Origin of the sequence: Endozoicomonas sp. GU-1, from assembly GCF_027366395.1 — a bacterium.
Classification (GTDB): domain Bacteria; phylum Pseudomonadota; class Gammaproteobacteria; order Pseudomonadales; family Endozoicomonadaceae; genus Endozoicomonas.
Map to the genome: position 1 here is coordinate 3,710,277 of NZ_CP114771.1, position 15,926 is coordinate 3,726,202.

At 51.1% G+C, this 15,926-nt stretch carries 11 protein-coding genes and 1 pseudogene; 5 read left to right on the top strand and 7 right to left on the bottom strand.

All coding sequences use genetic code 11. The features are described 5' to 3' along the window. The first annotated feature begins 76 nt into the window (after positions 1-76). The 5 genes and pseudogenes from O3276_RS15540 (at position 77) to O3276_RS15560 (ending at position 6,166) form a co-directional block, all read left to right on the top strand. A complete protein-coding gene (locus O3276_RS15540; protein WP_269672152.1) occupies positions 77-907 on the top strand; it encodes an ABC transporter ATP-binding protein in 831 nt (276 codons plus the stop codon). Next, on the top strand, positions 908-1,831 hold the full coding sequence (locus O3276_RS15545) for an iron-siderophore ABC transporter substrate-binding protein (protein WP_269672153.1): 924 nt from the start codon (positions 908-910) through the stop codon (positions 1,829-1,831). Between the two features lie 83 nt (positions 1,832-1,914). Further along, positions 1,915-2,743: pseudogene (locus O3276_RS15550) on the top strand (iron chelate uptake ABC transporter family permease subunit). After that, positions 2,727-3,842 (top strand): iron chelate uptake ABC transporter family permease subunit, encoded by a 1,116-nt coding sequence (locus tag O3276_RS15555; protein WP_269672154.1) that lies wholly within the window; start codon positions 2,727-2,729, stop codon positions 3,840-3,842. The pseudogene O3276_RS15550 and the gene O3276_RS15555 overlap by 17 nt, the downstream one beginning before the upstream one ends. Before the next feature lie 116 nt (positions 3,843-3,958). Next, positions 3,959-6,166: a TonB-dependent receptor gene (locus O3276_RS15560; RefSeq protein WP_269672155.1), complete on the top strand. Its 2,208-nt coding sequence runs from the start codon at positions 3,959-3,961 to the stop codon at positions 6,164-6,166. 86 nt (positions 6,167-6,252) lie between these two features. Here O3276_RS15560 and O3276_RS15565 read toward each other — a convergent pair whose 3' ends face one another. From O3276_RS15565 to O3276_RS15595, 7 genes are all read right to left on the bottom strand, one after another. After that, positions 6,253-7,725 carry a WD40 repeat domain-containing protein gene (locus tag O3276_RS15565; RefSeq protein WP_269672156.1) on the bottom strand — a complete coding sequence of 491 codons (1,473 nt, stop codon included), beginning with the start codon at positions 7,723-7,725 and terminating at the stop codon, positions 6,253-6,255. 367 nt (positions 7,726-8,092) lie between these two features. Next, on the bottom strand, positions 8,093-9,601 hold the full coding sequence (locus O3276_RS15570; protein ID WP_269672157.1) for an F-box/WD repeat-containing protein: 1,509 nt from the start codon (positions 9,599-9,601) through the stop codon (positions 8,093-8,095). Between the two features lie 252 nt (positions 9,602-9,853). After that, positions 9,854-11,281 (bottom strand): F-box/WD repeat-containing protein, encoded by a 1,428-nt coding sequence (locus tag O3276_RS15575; RefSeq protein ID WP_269672158.1) that lies wholly within the window; start codon positions 11,279-11,281, stop codon positions 9,854-9,856. A gap of 127 nt (positions 11,282-11,408) precedes the next feature. Next, a complete protein-coding gene (mnmE, locus tag O3276_RS15580) occupies positions 11,409-12,797 on the bottom strand; it encodes a tRNA uridine-5-carboxymethylaminomethyl(34) synthesis GTPase MnmE (protein WP_269672159.1) in 1,389 nt (462 codons plus the stop codon). A gap of 66 nt (positions 12,798-12,863) precedes the next feature. Further along, entirely contained in the window at positions 12,864-13,172 is a 309-nt protein-coding gene (locus tag O3276_RS15585) for a LysM peptidoglycan-binding domain-containing protein (protein WP_269672160.1), read from the bottom strand. After that, on the bottom strand, positions 13,169-14,668 hold the full coding sequence (locus tag O3276_RS15590; RefSeq protein ID WP_269672161.1) for a LysM peptidoglycan-binding domain-containing protein: 1,500 nt from the start codon (positions 14,666-14,668) through the stop codon (positions 13,169-13,171). Before O3276_RS15590 ends, O3276_RS15585 begins: the two co-directional genes overlap by 4 nt. After that, entirely contained in the window at positions 14,656-15,924 is a 1,269-nt protein-coding gene (locus O3276_RS15595) for a type IV pilus assembly protein FimV (RefSeq protein WP_269672162.1), read from the bottom strand. Before O3276_RS15595 ends, O3276_RS15590 begins: the two co-directional genes overlap by 13 nt. Between the last annotated feature and the right edge of the window lie 2 nt (positions 15,925-15,926).

Here is a 15,926-nt window from a genome sequence, read left to right on the forward strand (position 1 = left end):
ACAACTGATCAATAAACCAGCAGTAAACGGATCAGCCTGAGACAAACGACACAGTTCATCAAAAAAAGAAAAATGGATGTCCAATCATACACTCCGCCTTAATCAGGCAAGTTACCGTGTTAATGGCAAGCAGGTGATCAAGCCGATCAGCCTTGAGTTGGCTCCCGGCCGAATAACCGCCATTCTCGGACCTAATGGTTCGGGCAAAAGCACGCTGTTAAAGATGCTTTCCGGTTTGATCACGCCGGATAGCGGAGCAGCGTTACTCGCTGGAAAACCGCTGGTGCAATGGCACAGAAAAGCACTGGCCCGGAAGCTGGCACTGTTACCTCAGCACTCACCCGTGCCCCTGGGAATGTCAGTTTCTGAACTGGTCGCCTGTGGCCGTTACCCCCATGCAGGCCCCTTTGGCCGGATGAAAGCCAGTGATCACCGGGCAATCAACACAGCGCTGGCTCGGGTAGATATGGTGGACTTCGCCAAGGAACGGGTCGATCACCTGTCCGGAGGAGAAATGCAGCGGGTATGGCTGGCAATGGTACTGGCCCAGGAGACCGGCATTTTATTGCTGGATGAGCCCACCTCATGGCTTGATATTGCCCATCAACTCCAGCTGCTCGATATCGTCCGGACGTTGAACCTTGAGCAAAATACGACAGTCGTCTGGGTTCTTCATGACCTTAATCAGGCGCTGCAATTCAGCGATGATGTGGTGTTGATGAACCAGGGAGAGCTGGTACGACAGGGCAGGGCGGACCGGGTAATCGACACGGACGTTATTGCTGATGTGTTTGGTGTTAAAACCACCAGGGTTCAGCCAGAAGGTTATGATCACCACCTGTTTTTGCCATCAGCGAACAGTTCACCAGAGCCGGTGCCGAGTGTATCAGACAAGGAAGTTGCCTGAATGTCAGTTTCTTTCAATGCCGGGCTACACGCTGCTTTTACCTTACTGTTGCTACTCGCAACTGCTGCCCAGTCAGCCGGGGCATCATCTTTCGATTCAGACGAAAAAAGACCCGATAAGATTGCCGCCCTTAATTGGACCCAGGCAGAAATGTTGCTGACCCTGGGCATTACACCTGCGGGTGTCACGTCAATCAAAGGGTATAAGGAGTGGCAATCCAATAGTCCGATAATGCCAGACGGGGTTCGGGAGCTGGGCTTAAGATCCGAACCATCACTTGAGGCCATTGCAGCGCTCAAGCCGGATTTAATACTGGGCTACCAATGGCGACACAATCGAATTATTTCAGAGCTGGAAGCCATTGCTCCCACGGTGCTGTTTACCCAGTATCCCACAACAGACAACCCTTCAAACTACTACCACAGGATGCAGAGTGTCTTCCGCTCTGTCGCCCGGCTGACCGATCAGACGACTCTGGCAGAGGAAAAGCTGCGGGAAATGGAGCAGCTAATGGGTCAGGCACGGCGTCATATCCAGCAAGCCGGTATGACCGGACAGTCAGTGGTCGTTGGTAAATTTGTGGGAATGGGCCTTGGGCTCAGGGTCTATGCCGATGCGTCCATGGCGGGGGCCATCGTTAATGAACTGGGTCTGGTGAATAGCTGGCACAGCGCTCTGCCGGGGCGGGACTTTACCCATGTTGACCTGTTAAAGCTGACCACCATTGGTGATGCCAGCCTGCTTATTATCGGTAGTCAGCCTGATGACCTTCCGGCCATGACCCGTTCTCCGGTATGGCAGGCTATCCCGGCGGTCAGGGAAGGGCGGGTTCACTATTTGCCGGCACTGTGGTCCTTCGGAGGACCGTTGTCCGCAAGCCGCATGGCAACGGCAATCGTGTCACAACTGGCACCGGAGGCATAATGAATTACTCCGTACCCTTTAAAGCAACCACCGTCTTCCTGTCGGTATTTCTGCTGTATGTGGGGGCTGTGGCAATATCATTAATGACCGGCCCATCAGGCATTGACGCCAGTTTGCTGGTTGATATGCCATTTTTTCCATCGTCAGTACCGGGCGGAAGTATCCGCGGGCATCAGCCCCTCAATGTAACCATTGTTACCTGGTTGTTACTGCCCAGAACCCTGATGGCTTTACTCTGTGGTGCAGCCCTGGGCGCGGCCGGAGTACTGATTCAGGGCGCAACCAGGAACCCCTTTGCCAGTCCTGCAACCCTGGGCGTTAATGCCGGGGCCATGGTTGCGATTGTGATGGGATCGGTATTGCTGCCGGATATTACCGGGCAATATCCGGTCGTGGTGGCATTCACCGGCGCAATAATCACCACATTACTGGTCTTCCGTCTGGCCAGTGCCATCAGTCATTCGCCGGTTAACCTGGTGCTGGTGGGGATGGCAATCACCCTCTCTTTTGGTGCTATCAGTGCTGGCATGCTGATGTTTTTCGAAAACCGTCTGGATGGGTTGTATACCTGGGGGGCCGGTAATCTCCCAGTTCGATTTTCAGGCGGTTCAGCACAGCTGGCCAATAATCCTGCTGTTCACCCTTATCGCGTTATTCTTTGCCCGGCAACTTGACCTGATTGCCCTGGGGGCAGAACAGGCCCAAACCCTTGGGGTAAATGTACGACATACCGTTGGCTTTTCGTTGCTGATTGCCGTGATCCTGTCTTCTACCGTCGTCAGTCAGGTAGGGATGATCAGTTTTGTTGGGCTGATTGCGCCTCATATTGCCCGGGGCCTGGGCTGTCAGTCGGTATGGTCGCGACTGCTGCTGGCTTCGGTGGTGGGGGGCATGGTTGCTGCTCAGTGCTGATATCGCCGCACGATTGATCCCGATCATGGTCTCGGACTCCCATTACAGCTTTCCCGCTGGCGTCATGACCACCATTGTTGGAGCCCCGTTTATGATCTTTCTACTGACGCGGAGAAACCGGGTCGGTGCACTGGGGGCAACGACGGGAGAAACAGGTATACGTGCACTGTTCTCTATGAACCCGAACCGAACTCTGGCAGTTCTGTCCTTACTGTGTCTGATATTGATGGGATTGAGCCTCAGCCTGATAGAGATGACATTTATGCATCTGCGCTGGCCCAGGGTCATGAGCGCTGCGTTTGCGGGTGCGGCACTTGGGGTTTCCGGTCTCGTGTTACAAACATTAACCCGAAACCCACTGACCAGCCCGGACGTATCGGGATTAACGACAACCGCTGTTTTATTTATTGTTTTGGGTGCCGTTCTCTACCCGGGAATAGACAGTTTTGGTGTGATGCTGTTAGCCATATCCGGCAGTGGTTTTGCGTTGATCCTGTTGCTGACCCTGAGCCGTCTGACCGGTTTCAATCCACTATTATTTGCCCTGGGCGGTCTGTGCCTTTCTGCGGTTGCCGCCACCCTGATCAGTATGGTGCTGGTTCTGGGCAGCAATCAGTCCAGTGAAGTGCTGATCTGGCTGTCCGGAAGCACCTATGCCGTGACGGATGAACGCACCTATCCCCTGTTTTCAGCCGTTATAATCCTGCTTCCCATTTTGTGGATGATGTGGCGCAGGCTCGATATTCTTCAGCTTGGTGCCTATCTGCCCACGCTGCTCGGTATCCGTGTATCCGTAACCATTGCGCTGCTGCTGGTCATCGTCGCGTTGCTAAGTGCTTTCAGTGTGGCTGCCGTAGGCGGGGTGTCCTTTGTCGGACTGATGGCTCCCCATATCTGCAGAGTGACCGGTATGTCCAGTCACCGCCATCTTATTCCGGCAGCAGCCATTACCGGGGCATTGTTACTGGTCAGCAGTGACTGGTTATCACGAACCGTTATCGCTCCCTTTGAAATACCCTCAGGCCTTCTGGTTTCCGGTGCCGGTGGTATTTACTTCATTCTTCTGCTGCTCAGCGGAAAATACATGCAGCGTCGTTAATTTAATAGACGTCGTTAACTTAATAAAAGAAGTAAAGAGGCCTGCAGGAAGCAGGTCCTGCATAACTATAAGGACTTAATAAGAATGACAATCATTACTCATGGGAAAGTCGAAAAATGAAGAGTAAAAAAATACCTCTGCCACTCATGGCGGCGATTTCTCTGGTTACCGCCGCTCAGGCGACAGCAGCATCAGAGACAACGGTGACCACCCTGGACCAGATAGTGGTTACCGCCTCCCGGTCAAAATCCAGTGTTTCCAATATTTCTGGCACGGTTCAGGTAATCGGCCAGCAGGAGATTATTCAGCAGTCCCAGCCGGGACAGAAGCTGGCGGATATTCTTGAACAGGCTGTTCCCGGGTTTGGACCCAGCACGCAAACGGTGACAGACAGAACCCAGAGTCTCCGTGGCCGGAAAGTATTGGTCCTGATCGATGGCATATCCCAAGCGGAGAACCGTCAGATCAGCCGACAACTGAACTCTATCCGGCCAGAAAATATTGAACGCATCGAGGTTATCTCCGGTGCCAGTGCAATTTATGGTGGTGGCGCTACTGGCGGGATTATCAATGTCATTACCCGTAAGCCTGAAACCGATGAGTTGCAGTTTGCTTCGGAAGCAGGATTCAAAGTATCCGGTGATGAACTGACCACCTGGACACTTAACCAGAATATCAGTGGCCGCTCCGGTGCCTTTGACTACCTGCTCAGTGGCACCTATGAAAGTCGTGGCGGTATTTTTGATGCAGACGGTAACCGGGTTAACCCTGACCAATCCCAGGTCAGCCGCATGGATACCGATAGCAAAGATGCGCTGATTAAACTTGGGTATGACCTGACCGACCAGCAGCGACTGGAGGCAACGCTGCAATTCTTTGATGACCAGATGGATTCTGATTATGCACCCGACATTTCATCCTTACCGACTGGCAATATTGCCGACGCACCCGCAGCCCTGAAAGGACTTGAGCTGGAAAAACAGCCTTACAGTCAGCGACAGTCTATTGACCTTGTTTATAAAGACGACGATTTCCTGGGCAATAACCTTCAGGCCCAGACCTACTATCGTGAGCGTGAAGCCCGATTCTTTCCCTATCCCAATGTCATTGGTGCCAATACATTTGTAAACCAATCGACGTCTACCGCTGAAGTTTTTGGAGTAAAACTGAACCTTGACCGTTCACTGAATAATCAGCTCAGGCTTTCTTATGGTCTTGATTATGATGTGGACGATGGCGAGCAAAGAGGGCAGCTGCATGATTTAGCAAAATATATAGCCAGTGGTGGCAGAGTTATTGAGCCCACAGGCCCAGAATATGAATATGGTCCTGATGTTGAAACCAAAACCCTTGGGCTTTATTTGCAAACCTCCTATGATTTAACCACACAGCTGACGCTGAATGGTGGTATCCGGCATGAACGTGCAAGGCTGGATATCAGTGATCATATGCCTCTTGCTGAAACCTGGTTTATGCCAGAGGCATCAAGAACTCCGCTGGAGGGTGCCGTCAGAAAATACGATGATACGCTGTTTAATCTTGGCCTGGTCTTCCGCCTTAATCAAAGTAATGAGCTGTTCACGAATTACTCACAGGGTTTTGATGTGCCTGATGCGTCGAGAATTCTGCGTAATACGGTCTCCCCGGATAGTCCCCTTGCTGCTAACCCGCTACTGAATGGCACCAATATTTCTGAAGCTAACCTCGATGCCATCAAGACGGATAGTTTCGAGCTTGGATGGCGGGGTAACTTTGACAATATCATTGCCAATGTCTCCGTCTTCTACAATGAATCGGACAAAACCATTGCCTTTAATGAAGACTACAATGTAGACCTGCTGGATCAAAAAAGAAAAGTCTACGGCATTGAGGGGGCTATTGAATATTTCCTGAATGATTACTGGTACCTCGGCGGTACTTACGCCTTTACTGAAGGACGCAGCTATTACAAGGAAATAGGGGAGTGGCTGGACCTGCAAGCAGCGGATGTCTCACCGGAGAAATTTACAACGTTTGTCGCTTATGATCAGGGAGATCTTAATGTCCGCCTGCAATCCATGACCTTCCTGGATTATGACAAGGGGAAAAGTTACAGCTCTTCCAGCCAGACGGTGACGGACCGTGAAATTGATGGATACACAACCGTTGACCTTCTGGTTTCCTACGACCTTCCCATGGGCACCCTTAAAGCAGGAATAACCAACCTGTTGAATAAGGACTACGAGACCGTATACAGCCAGTGGGCCAGGACAACCTATAGCGGTATCAGTGCACACAAGGCTGAAGGTCGAGCCTATAACCTGAGCTACCGGGTCGAGTACTGATAAGGCATCAAGAGCCTGTTGACATTTCGTTGCGGGCTCAGTTTGTCAGATTGCTGATATACGACAGCTTGTTTTTACATTAACAATCAACGAATTCTCTTCTTTTTCGTGGGAGGTGAGCAGGAATCCAGCCGCCCACCGGTCTGGGCTGAGTTCAACCGGTTGTGTTTTCCATGGGGTGTCACCCTCCGTCGCTTCTTGTCGAGTTTGTTCAGACGCCACACCCTTATGGTCCCGTCAAGAGAACAGGAAGCCAGCCCCCCATCAGGCAATGCTGTGACGGATTTCACACAAGCTGAATGCCCCTTCAGAATTGCCACACATTGCTGACCGTCTGGCTTGCTCAGATCCCACACTCTTACGCTCAGGTCATAAGGACCCGAGCAGGAAGCCAGACGCCCATCAGGCAATTGCGTGACTGATAACACTATGCCGGTATGACCATTCAGCGTCACCACACATTGCTCGCCGTCGGGCTTGCCCAGATCCCACACCTTTACGACCTGGTCATAACAGCAGGAAGCCAGCCGCTCATCGGCCAATACCGTGACGGACTGAACCCAGTTAGTATGCCCTCTCAGTGTCACCACGCACTGCTGACCGTCGGGTTTGCCCAGATCCCACACCTTTACGGTATTGTCATTAGAGCAGGAAGCCAGCCGTCCATCAGGCAATACCGTGACTGAGTTCACCCAGTCGCCATGCCCATGCAGCGTCGCCACGCATTGCTGGCTGTCGGGCTTGCCCAGATCCCACACCTTTACGGTTCGATCATTAGAACAGGAAGCCAGCCGCCCATCGGGCAATAACGTGACTGAGTTCACCCGATAGGTATGCCCATACAGTGTCGCCACACATTGCTGGCCGTCTGGCTTGCTTAAATCCCATACCTTCAGGGTCTGGTCATCAGAGCAGGAAACCAGCCGCCCATCGGCCAATGCCGTAACTGAGTTCACCCTTTGAGTATGCCCAATTAGCGTCACCACACATTTGCGCCGACCTGACCTGCCCAGATCCCACAACTTCACGGCCCGGTCATCAGCACAGGAAGCCAGCAAACCATTGGCCAATGCCGTAACTGAGTTCACACTCCTGTTATGCCCTCTCAGAACGGCCACACAGGCTCTCCAGGCTTTGCTTCCCAGATCAGCAAAGTATTGATTGCTGACGAACCGGTAATAGGCCAGCCGTAATAAACGGTCATGAATTTTATTGCCAGGAACAGCGGGTATATCCCTGTTTCTAATTATTTTTCTATAGGCTTCAAAGGCAGAGCCAAAATATCGAATGGCCAGTTTTTTCAGTTTTTCTTCTGTGTTGAACAGTGTCATTAAACGCTTATTTGTTAAAGCCAGGCTGCTAACATCAACAAAAGACAGGTCGTTAGAAATTTTAACCAGGAGTTCATTTGGCAATACCATTAAAGACGACACCTGTTCTGGATGAACAACCGAAATCCCCGCAGTAGTTTTTTTCCCTGTCTGGTTGCCCGATGGATATGTTTCCCGGGGATAATGAGGGGAAGAACCGTTAGCATTATCAGCGATATGATTAGCCATGCAGTCTCTGACCAGTGAATAGCTCTAAAGTTCTTTTCCCGGAAATATAATAATTCAGTCTGCTTGAATTCAGGTTATATCACTCCGCCCTGCTAAAGAGTAAAGCCCTATTCGCCTCCTGACCCGACTATAAAAAAGTCGTTAATTAGTAAATAAATGAATTAATGAGCGCATGAATCCGGTTCTGAAGACAAATTAAGGGCTTAAGGCAGGCCATTGCGTGGCAACTTTCATTAAGATACCACTGCTATTTTTTACATCATTAAACGATTTTTCTTCTTTGTATGAAGAGGAACAAGGAGCCAGCCATCCATGACTTTGTTCATCCTGTCGGTGTGTACATTCTACGCCGCCACGCATGGCTACCCTACCCGTTGGACTCTCTCAAATCCCATACCTTTACGGTATTGTCAGCAGAGCAGGAAGCCAGCCGCCCACCGGGCAATGACGTAACAAAGATCACCCAGTCGGTATGTCCATGCAGCGTCGTCACGCACGGCTCTCCGTCGGGCAAGCTCAGATCCCATACCCTTACGGTATTGTCAAAAGAGCAGGAAGCCAGCCGCCCATCGGGCAATAACGTGACTGAGTACACCACACCGGTATGCTCACGCAGCGTCGCCACGCAGGGCTGCCCGTAAAGATTGCTCAGATCCCATACCTTGACGGTCTGGTCAGAAGAGCAGGAAACCAGCTGCTTACCGGCCAGCGGCGCGACTGAATTCACCCTGTCAGTATGCCCATTCAACGTTGCCACGCATGGAGGCCCCCGGAAATTGCTCAGATCCCACACCTTTACGGTATTGTCCTCAGAGGAGGAAACCAGGAGCCCATCAGGCAATTGTGTCACTGAGTACACCCATGACTTATGACTTTCCAGCGTCGCCACGCATTGTTGCCCGTCGGGCTTGTTCAGATCCCAGATCTTTACGCTCCCGTCAGTAGCACAGGAAGCCAATCGCCCATCGGCCAGTGTCGTGATTGATTTCACCCTGCCAGTATGCCCATTCAGCGTCGCCACGCATTGCAGCCCGTCGGGCTGGTTCAGATCCCACACCTTCAGGGTCTTGTCATCAGAGCAGGAAACAAGCCGACCGTCGTGCAATGTCGTGACGGAGTTCACCCTGTCACTATGTCCATTGAGTGTCACCACGCATTGCTGCCCGTAGGGCTGCTTCAGATCCCATACCTTCAGGGTTTTGTCAAAAGAGCAGGAAACCAGCCACCCATTGGCCAATGCCGTGACTGAGGTCACCCTTTCAGAGTGCCCCTTAAGTGTCGCCACGCAGGTTTTTTGGGTATTAACTCCCAGAGACTTCAGGTATTTATTACTTGCGTTTCGATGATCAGCAAGCCGTAGGCAGGAAGCCGGTCGTTCATCGGCCAATGCGGTGCCTGAGTTCATTTCGACGGTATACCTTTTCGACGCCACCCAGGCTTGCCAGGTATTATTTTCCAGAGAAGCCAGGTATTGATTGCTTAAGCATCGATGATAAGCAAGCCGTAATACCGGGTCATAAATTTCATTGTTCGGAACAGCAGGTATATGTATATCCCTGTCTTCAATCAGGTTTCTATAGGCTTCAAGGTCAGAGCCATAATATTGAAGGGCCAGTTTTTTCAGTTTTTCTTCTGTGTTGAAAAGTGTAATCAAACGCTTGCTGGTTGTAGCCAGGTGGCTAACATCAACGAAAGACAGGTAGTCGGAAATTTTAATCAGGAGCTCATTTGGCAATGCCAGTAAAGGCGACACCTGTTCCGGAGGAACAACCGAAACCCCCTTCGTAGTTTTTTCTATTGACTGGTTATCAGACGGGTTGCTTCCCTGATAGTGGTTAGGTGGAATATTATCAATATTAGCGATATTTCTTTTCACACCATCTCTGACCGGTGAACAGCTCTAAAGTTCTTTCTCGAAATGCAAGAATCAGCAGCCTGAACTCAGGTTATATCACTGGGCCCCGATAAAGAGTAAATCTCTATCCACTTCCCTACCCGATGATAAAAATGTCGTTAACTCAATAAATAAATGAATTAGTGAATGCAGGAATCCGGTCCCGGAAACATGATCAGGACTCAAGGCAGGCCATTGTGCGGTAACTCTCACTCCAGATACCACCGGTAATTTTTACATCATTAAGCGATTTTTCTTCTTTTTCGCGGGCGGGGGGGAGCAGGAAGTCGGCTGCCCATTCAGCGTTACCATGCACTGCAGCTCGTCTGGTTTGCCCAGGTCCCACAACTTTATGGTCTCGTCAAGAGAGCAGGAAGCCAGTCGCCCACCGGGCAATGGCGTAACAAAGAACACGTCTTTGGTATGCTCTTTCAGTGTTGCCACACATTGCTGGCCGTTGGGCTTGCTCAAATCCCACACCTTAATAGTCTGATCATCACCACAGGAAGCCAGCCGTCCATCGGGCAATAGCGCAATTGACCTCACCCAATCGGTATGCCCATTCAGCGTCACCACACATTCCTGGCCGTTGGGCTTGCTCAGGTCCCTCACCTTAATAGACCCATCATGAGAACAGAAAGCCAGCCGCCCATCGGGCAATGGCGTGATTGTGAACATCCAGCGGAGCGCATTCAGCGTTGCCACACATGCCTCACCGGTGGGCTTGCCCAGGTCCCACAACTTAATGGTCTCGTCAAGAGAGCAGGAAGCCAGCCGCCCATCGGGCAATGTCGTAACACAGGTTACCCCATCGGTATGCCCATTCAGCGTCGTCACACATTCCTGGCCGTTGGGTTTGCTCAGGTCCCACACCTTAATAGTCCCATCATAAGAACAGGAAACCAGCCGCCCGTCGGGTAATTGCGTAACTGAAACTACCTCCCTGGTATGCCCGTTGAGCGTCGCCACGCATTGCTGGTCGTCGGGTTTGCTCAGATCCCACACCTTTACGGTTTTGTCTTCAGAGCAGGAAGCCAGCCGCCCATCGGCCAATGCTATGACAGAGCTCAGCAGGGAGGTATGCCCATGGAGTGTCATGACGCATTGCTGCCCGGGCTTGCCTGGGTCCCACACCTTTATGGTCTGACCAGCACAGGAAGCCAACCGCCCATCAGACAATAACGTGACTGAGATCACCCCGGAGGTATCATTCAGCGTCGCCACAGAGGTTTGCAGGGTATTACTTTCCAGAGAAGCCAGGTATTGATTGCTTAAGCATCGATGATAAGCAAGCCGTAATAAAGGGTCATAAATTTCATTGCCCGGAACAGCAGGTATATCCCTGTTTTCAATCATTTTTCTATAGGCATCAGAGGCAGAGCCATAATATTGAGCGGCCAGTTTTTTCAGTTTTTCTTCTGTGTTGAAAAGTGTAATCAAGCGCTTGCTGGTTGTAGCCAGGTGGCTAACATCAACGAAAGACAGGTAGTCAGAAATTTTAATCAGGAGCTCATTTGGCAATGCCAGTAAAGGCGACACCTGTTCCGGAGGAACAACCAAAACCCCCTCTGTCGTTGTTTTTCCTGCCTGGTTACCAGACGGGCTTGTTCCCGGGTAGTGGTCAGGGTAAATGGTATCAATATCAGCGATATTTCTTTTCACATCCTCTGACCGGTAAACAGTTTTAAAGTTCTTTCCTGCAAAGACAATAAATCCGATTTAACCGCTTGCTGAATCCACATTATGAAAAATGTGGATCATTCAGTTTGCCAACCCCGATATTTATAGGTTACTTCCCGATACAGAAGGACGAAAAGATGCGACCCAGCAGATCATCACTGGAAAAGGTTCCGGTAATTTCTCCCAGGGCTTTCTGAGCAAGGCGAAGGTCTTCAGCGAGCAGCTCACCGGCTCCAAGGTGCTCCAGTTGTTGACGACCGTTCTCAATGTACTCTCCCGCCTGTCGCAACGCCTCCAGGTGACGACGCCGGGCAGAAAAGCTACCTTCCACCGCACCTTCAAATCCCATGCAGGCTTTCAGATGCGCCTTGAGAGCATCAACCCCGTGCTCGCTTTTCTGGTCATTACAGGCACAAAGTCGTATAACCGGAACACCATCCACTTCTGAAAACCCGGGCTGTTCACCGGTAAGGTCGATTTTATTGCGAATGATGGTCAGTTTCTCCTGAACGGGCAAACGGTCGGCAAACTCAGGCCAGATATCATGAGCATGGGTTGCCTCGGTTGATGATCCATCCACCATCAGCAACACCCGGTCAGCCTCTTCAATGGCTTTAAACGCCCGCTCGACACCAATCTGTTCCACCCGGTCTTCGGTTTCACGCAGACCGGCGGTATCAATCACATGCAGTGGCATGCCATCGATATTGATATGCTCTTTCAATACATCCCGGGTAGTGCCGGCAATATCGGTGACAATGGCCGTGTCCCGGCCGGCCAGAACATTCATCAGGCTGGATTTTCCGGCATTGGGCCGACCGGCAATCACTACGGTCATACCATCCCTGAGAATCGCGCCCTGGCCCGCTTCACGGATAACCTCACCAAGCTGTTGCGCGATACTGGCCAGCTCACCGGTGACTTTGCCATCGTTCAGGAAGTCAATTTCCTCTTCCGGGAAATCAATAGCGGCCTCGACATAGATTCTCAGTTCGATCAACGACTCAACCAGTGTATTGACCCGTTGTGAGAAAGCGCCTTGCAGTGAGCGTAAGGCGGAACGTGCCGCCTGCTCGGAAGTGCTGTCGATCAGGTCAGCAATGGCCTCAGCCTGGGCAAGATCCAGTTTGTCATTCAGAAAAGCCCGCTCGGAGAACTCCCCGGGGTTGGCCTGACGGACGCCCAGGGCAAGAATGCGTTTCAGCAGCAGATCAAGGATGATGGGGCCACCATGGCCCTGAAGCTCAAGCACATCCTCACCGGTAAAGGAGTTGGGGTTGGGAAAATAAAGTGCGATGCCTTCATCGAGAATCTGGCCACAGGCATCATGAAATGGGGTGTAGTGGGCAAAGCGCGGTTTAGGCTCCAGCTTCAGTACTTCTCTTGCCACACGCAGGGCATCAGAACCCGACACCCGAATAATACCCACGCCTCCCCGACCGGGGGCTGTGGCCTGGGCGACAATGGTATCCTGGTGAAGGTTGCTGAAATCAGACATAACGAGCCATCGGTAACTGCTAAAACGGAGGCATAGTCTATGCCCGGTGCCTGTTTTAGTACAGGATCATGAGCTTATCTTGCGGGGCAGTTTCAACTGGCTGTTGTCACGGAGCTTGTTGATATCTTTGTTGATAAAAGCATCCGGATTGAGTTTATAGAGGTCCTTCATCAAGGATGTCCAGTTGTCATAGTCCGGATACAGAGGTAACAGCTTAATCGCCACCATGCTGATGGTATAGCCTTCAGGGACCTTGTATACCGGAGCCTTACCGGTTCTGGATAGCAGTGAGTTACTGATTTTGTTGTATGAAGGGGCGGTCACATTCCCTGTGGTTTCCTCAGGCTGTCTGACGCTGAGGGGTTCCCCTTTCATACGTTCCACCGATTTGGATGATGTCGATGTGCCATCCATAGTGTGTTTGGGGGATTGTTTCTCTGGTAGCTGCAACACAGTCCCTTTTTGATCGCACCAATATCATTATTTACAAACAGTGAGGGGTTTAGCTTTGCCAGTTCCTGGAGTAAATCATACCAGCTGTCGTACTGTGGATAATCGGGTATCAGCTCATGGGCAATGGCAGCAAGACTTTGACTGGCAGTGACCTTATAAATAGTTTCTGTCTTCTGCTGCACCGGCTGCTCTGTAAACCTCGATGGCATTTTTCGGTCCAGCTTTGCCAACGTCTGATGCGTTTTTTCCGGCTTACGGTGAAAATCAGTATTTCTTGTCTGCGCTTCTGCTTGCTTTGAAGTGGGAGAGAACATCCGCTCTTGCGTTGTTAACGCCTGATGTGCTTTTTTCGGCTGACTGCTTTGCGTATCGGTTGCCTGTGCTGCTGATGACTGCTGAGCGGCAGCGGCCCTCTTTTTGGCTATTTCGGCCAACTTCTGCCGTAATTCCTGCCGCTTACGGTGATTATCAGCGTTTGATCTCTTTATTTCTGGCTGCTGTTCAGCCAACTCCTGATTTTCCGCCTCAATCTCCACCACACCGGCATCGGGCATGATCAGTATTTCATTCGCCCGAAGCCTGTTTGGATTACCGTCAGTGAAAGCCCCGGGGTTCATATAAACGATCTGTTGCATCACCCCTCGCCACCCAGTGGGATGGGGATATTTATACTTCATTCTCCAGGCAATCGTACTGACATTGTCGCCAGCCGCGACTCTATAAAGATGATCATTTTGACGGGCATCAGGGAGGTTTAACAGAGTTCCAGCGGGTATCTTGTTGATATCTCCGCCGATAAATGCATCAAGGTTATTTCTCACCAGACCTTTCATTACCCACCGCCAGCCCATTGAGCCCCGGTCAGCCTTGCTTAGCCTCATGGCGATAGTGCTTAGCGTGTCACCTTTGACAACCCGATACGTTTTCTGTCCTGCCATCAAATTGCCACGGGGCATGGCTTTATCAAGACGATCAGAATGACCGGCGTCAGGGAGGTTTAACAGGGTTCCTACACGTAGCTTGTTAATATCACCGCCGATAAATGCGCCAGGGTTACTGCTCACCAGACCTTTCATGACCTCTCGCCAGCTGCCCGGGTAAGCGTTGCTTAGCTTCATGGCGATGGAGCTTAGACTTTCACCTTTGGCAACGCGGTACGTTTTCTGCCCTGCCATCGACGAGGGTTGAGCATCGTTACGGTTGATCCTGCCGGTCAATACGTTATCTGCTGTCCCGGATGGACGGTTTTCCCTGGCCTGTCTATATCCATCCAGTTTCTTACGCAATGCTGCCAATGCCTCTGTTTTGGCAACATCACCAGAGGTCTTTGACGGTGAGGTATCCTGATGAACCGATTGGTCGGAAGAGTGGTTCGGTTCCTGTTCGTAGGACTTCAGTTTGCTGCTTAATGCCGCCAACGCCTGTTTTTTAGGGGTGTCATCGGTGTTTTTGCCGGGGCGCTATTCTTGACAACTTGTGGCTTTTTCCTGCCCTTGATATCTAACAGATTAAAAGCAATGTGTCGTCCGTTGTTGCCGGGACGAATTTCATAAATACCATAGGCCTTTTTTCTTCCCGCCGAAAACCTGACCACAGCCGTCAGTTGCCTGGCATTGATGTTACGGGTCGAGCGAGCCCTGAGCACCGTTTCTTTGTTGCTATTCGCCGTTAAATCAAACTGAAGACCTGCAACCTGCTGATTGTAATCGATGCCTTGTCGGTAATAGTCGGTAATTGAGCCCAACTGAACCTTAAGGTTGTCTTTACCGGCAAGGCCTTCTGGCAGGTCTTTGATGATAATTGTTGAGTTTAACGAGTGGCTGACCGTCGAAGGTGCTTGCCCGTGTTGACTGTGTGCAACGTTGGGTTTGCCCGCAGGCTTGGCAGTATCAGATGTTTTTACCGAAGCCCATGATACCTGATTGTTTCCCTGGAGCGTTCCTGGCAGTTGCAACCGCGTATTAACCCGCAGTTTATTGATATCACCATTAATGAAGGCCTCTGGATTCAGAGAGGCCAGCTGGTTCATCAGGGTTCGCCAGTTGGCCACCCCCGGATACCGGGGCAGCAACTCCATGGCAATGCCACTGATGCTTTGCCCCGCCTTGACCCGGTAATGCCCGGCGGAAGACGGCGTAAAAACATTAGCGTCTGACGCGGTAATACTGGTCTCAGAGGGTAATGGCTGAACCGAAGCGTAGGGCTGTCGGGCTTTAGCGGTGGTGATCGGCTGTTCAGGCTTATGGTCAGCGTTAAGTAGATTAAAGGTAACCTGCTGTTCGTTACCGGGCGTTAACTTGAAATCATAGATGCCATAAATTTTCTGGCTCCCCACCGTCAACTTGATCACAGCCTGCAATTTGTTGGTGGTAATTTCCCGAACGGAGCGAACCTTGATCAGCGGCTTGCCATCGCTATCTTTGGCCACTTTAAAGCGCAGACTGGAGACCTGCTTGTCATACTCAATATTATGCCGGGAAAATTCGGTAATAGACCCAAGCTTCACCTTCAGCTTCTTATTGGTAAGTTCTGACGGCAGAGCATCAATGGCAATGGTCGCATTGAGTAGTTGGTACTGATCAGTACCAATGGTCATATACCCCAGCTCAGGATTGGCTGATGCGCTCCCGATAACACTGCTTACTATGGCTGTGCTTATCAGTTTTTTAATCATGT

What these genes read in the sequence shown, in the direction of transcription:
- O3276_RS15540 (WP_269672152.1), top strand. Translation starts at nt 77, where the DNA reads ATGTCCAATCATACACTCCGCCTTAATCAGGCAAGTTACCGTGTTAAT.
- O3276_RS15545 (WP_269672153.1), top strand. Translation starts at nt 908, where the DNA reads ATGTCAGTTTCTTTCAATGCCGGGCTACACGCTGCTTTTACCTTACTG.
- O3276_RS15560 (WP_269672155.1), top strand. Translation starts at nt 3,959, where the DNA reads ATGAAGAGTAAAAAAATACCTCTGCCACTCATGGCGGCGATTTCTCTG.
- O3276_RS15565 (WP_269672156.1), bottom strand. Translation starts at nt 7,725, where the DNA reads ATGGCTAATCATATCGCTGATAATGCTAACGGTTCTTCCCCTCATTAT.
- mnmE (WP_269672159.1), bottom strand. Translation starts at nt 12,797, where the DNA reads ATGTCTGATTTCAGCAACCTTCACCAGGATACCATTGTCGCCCAGGCC.
- O3276_RS15585 (WP_269672160.1), bottom strand. Translation starts at nt 13,172, where the DNA reads ATGAAAGGGGAACCCCTCAGCGTCAGACAGCCTGAGGAAACCACAGGG.
- O3276_RS15595 (WP_269672162.1), bottom strand. Translation starts at nt 15,924, where the DNA reads ATGATTAAAAAACTGATAAGCACAGCCATAGTAAGCAGTGTTATCGGG.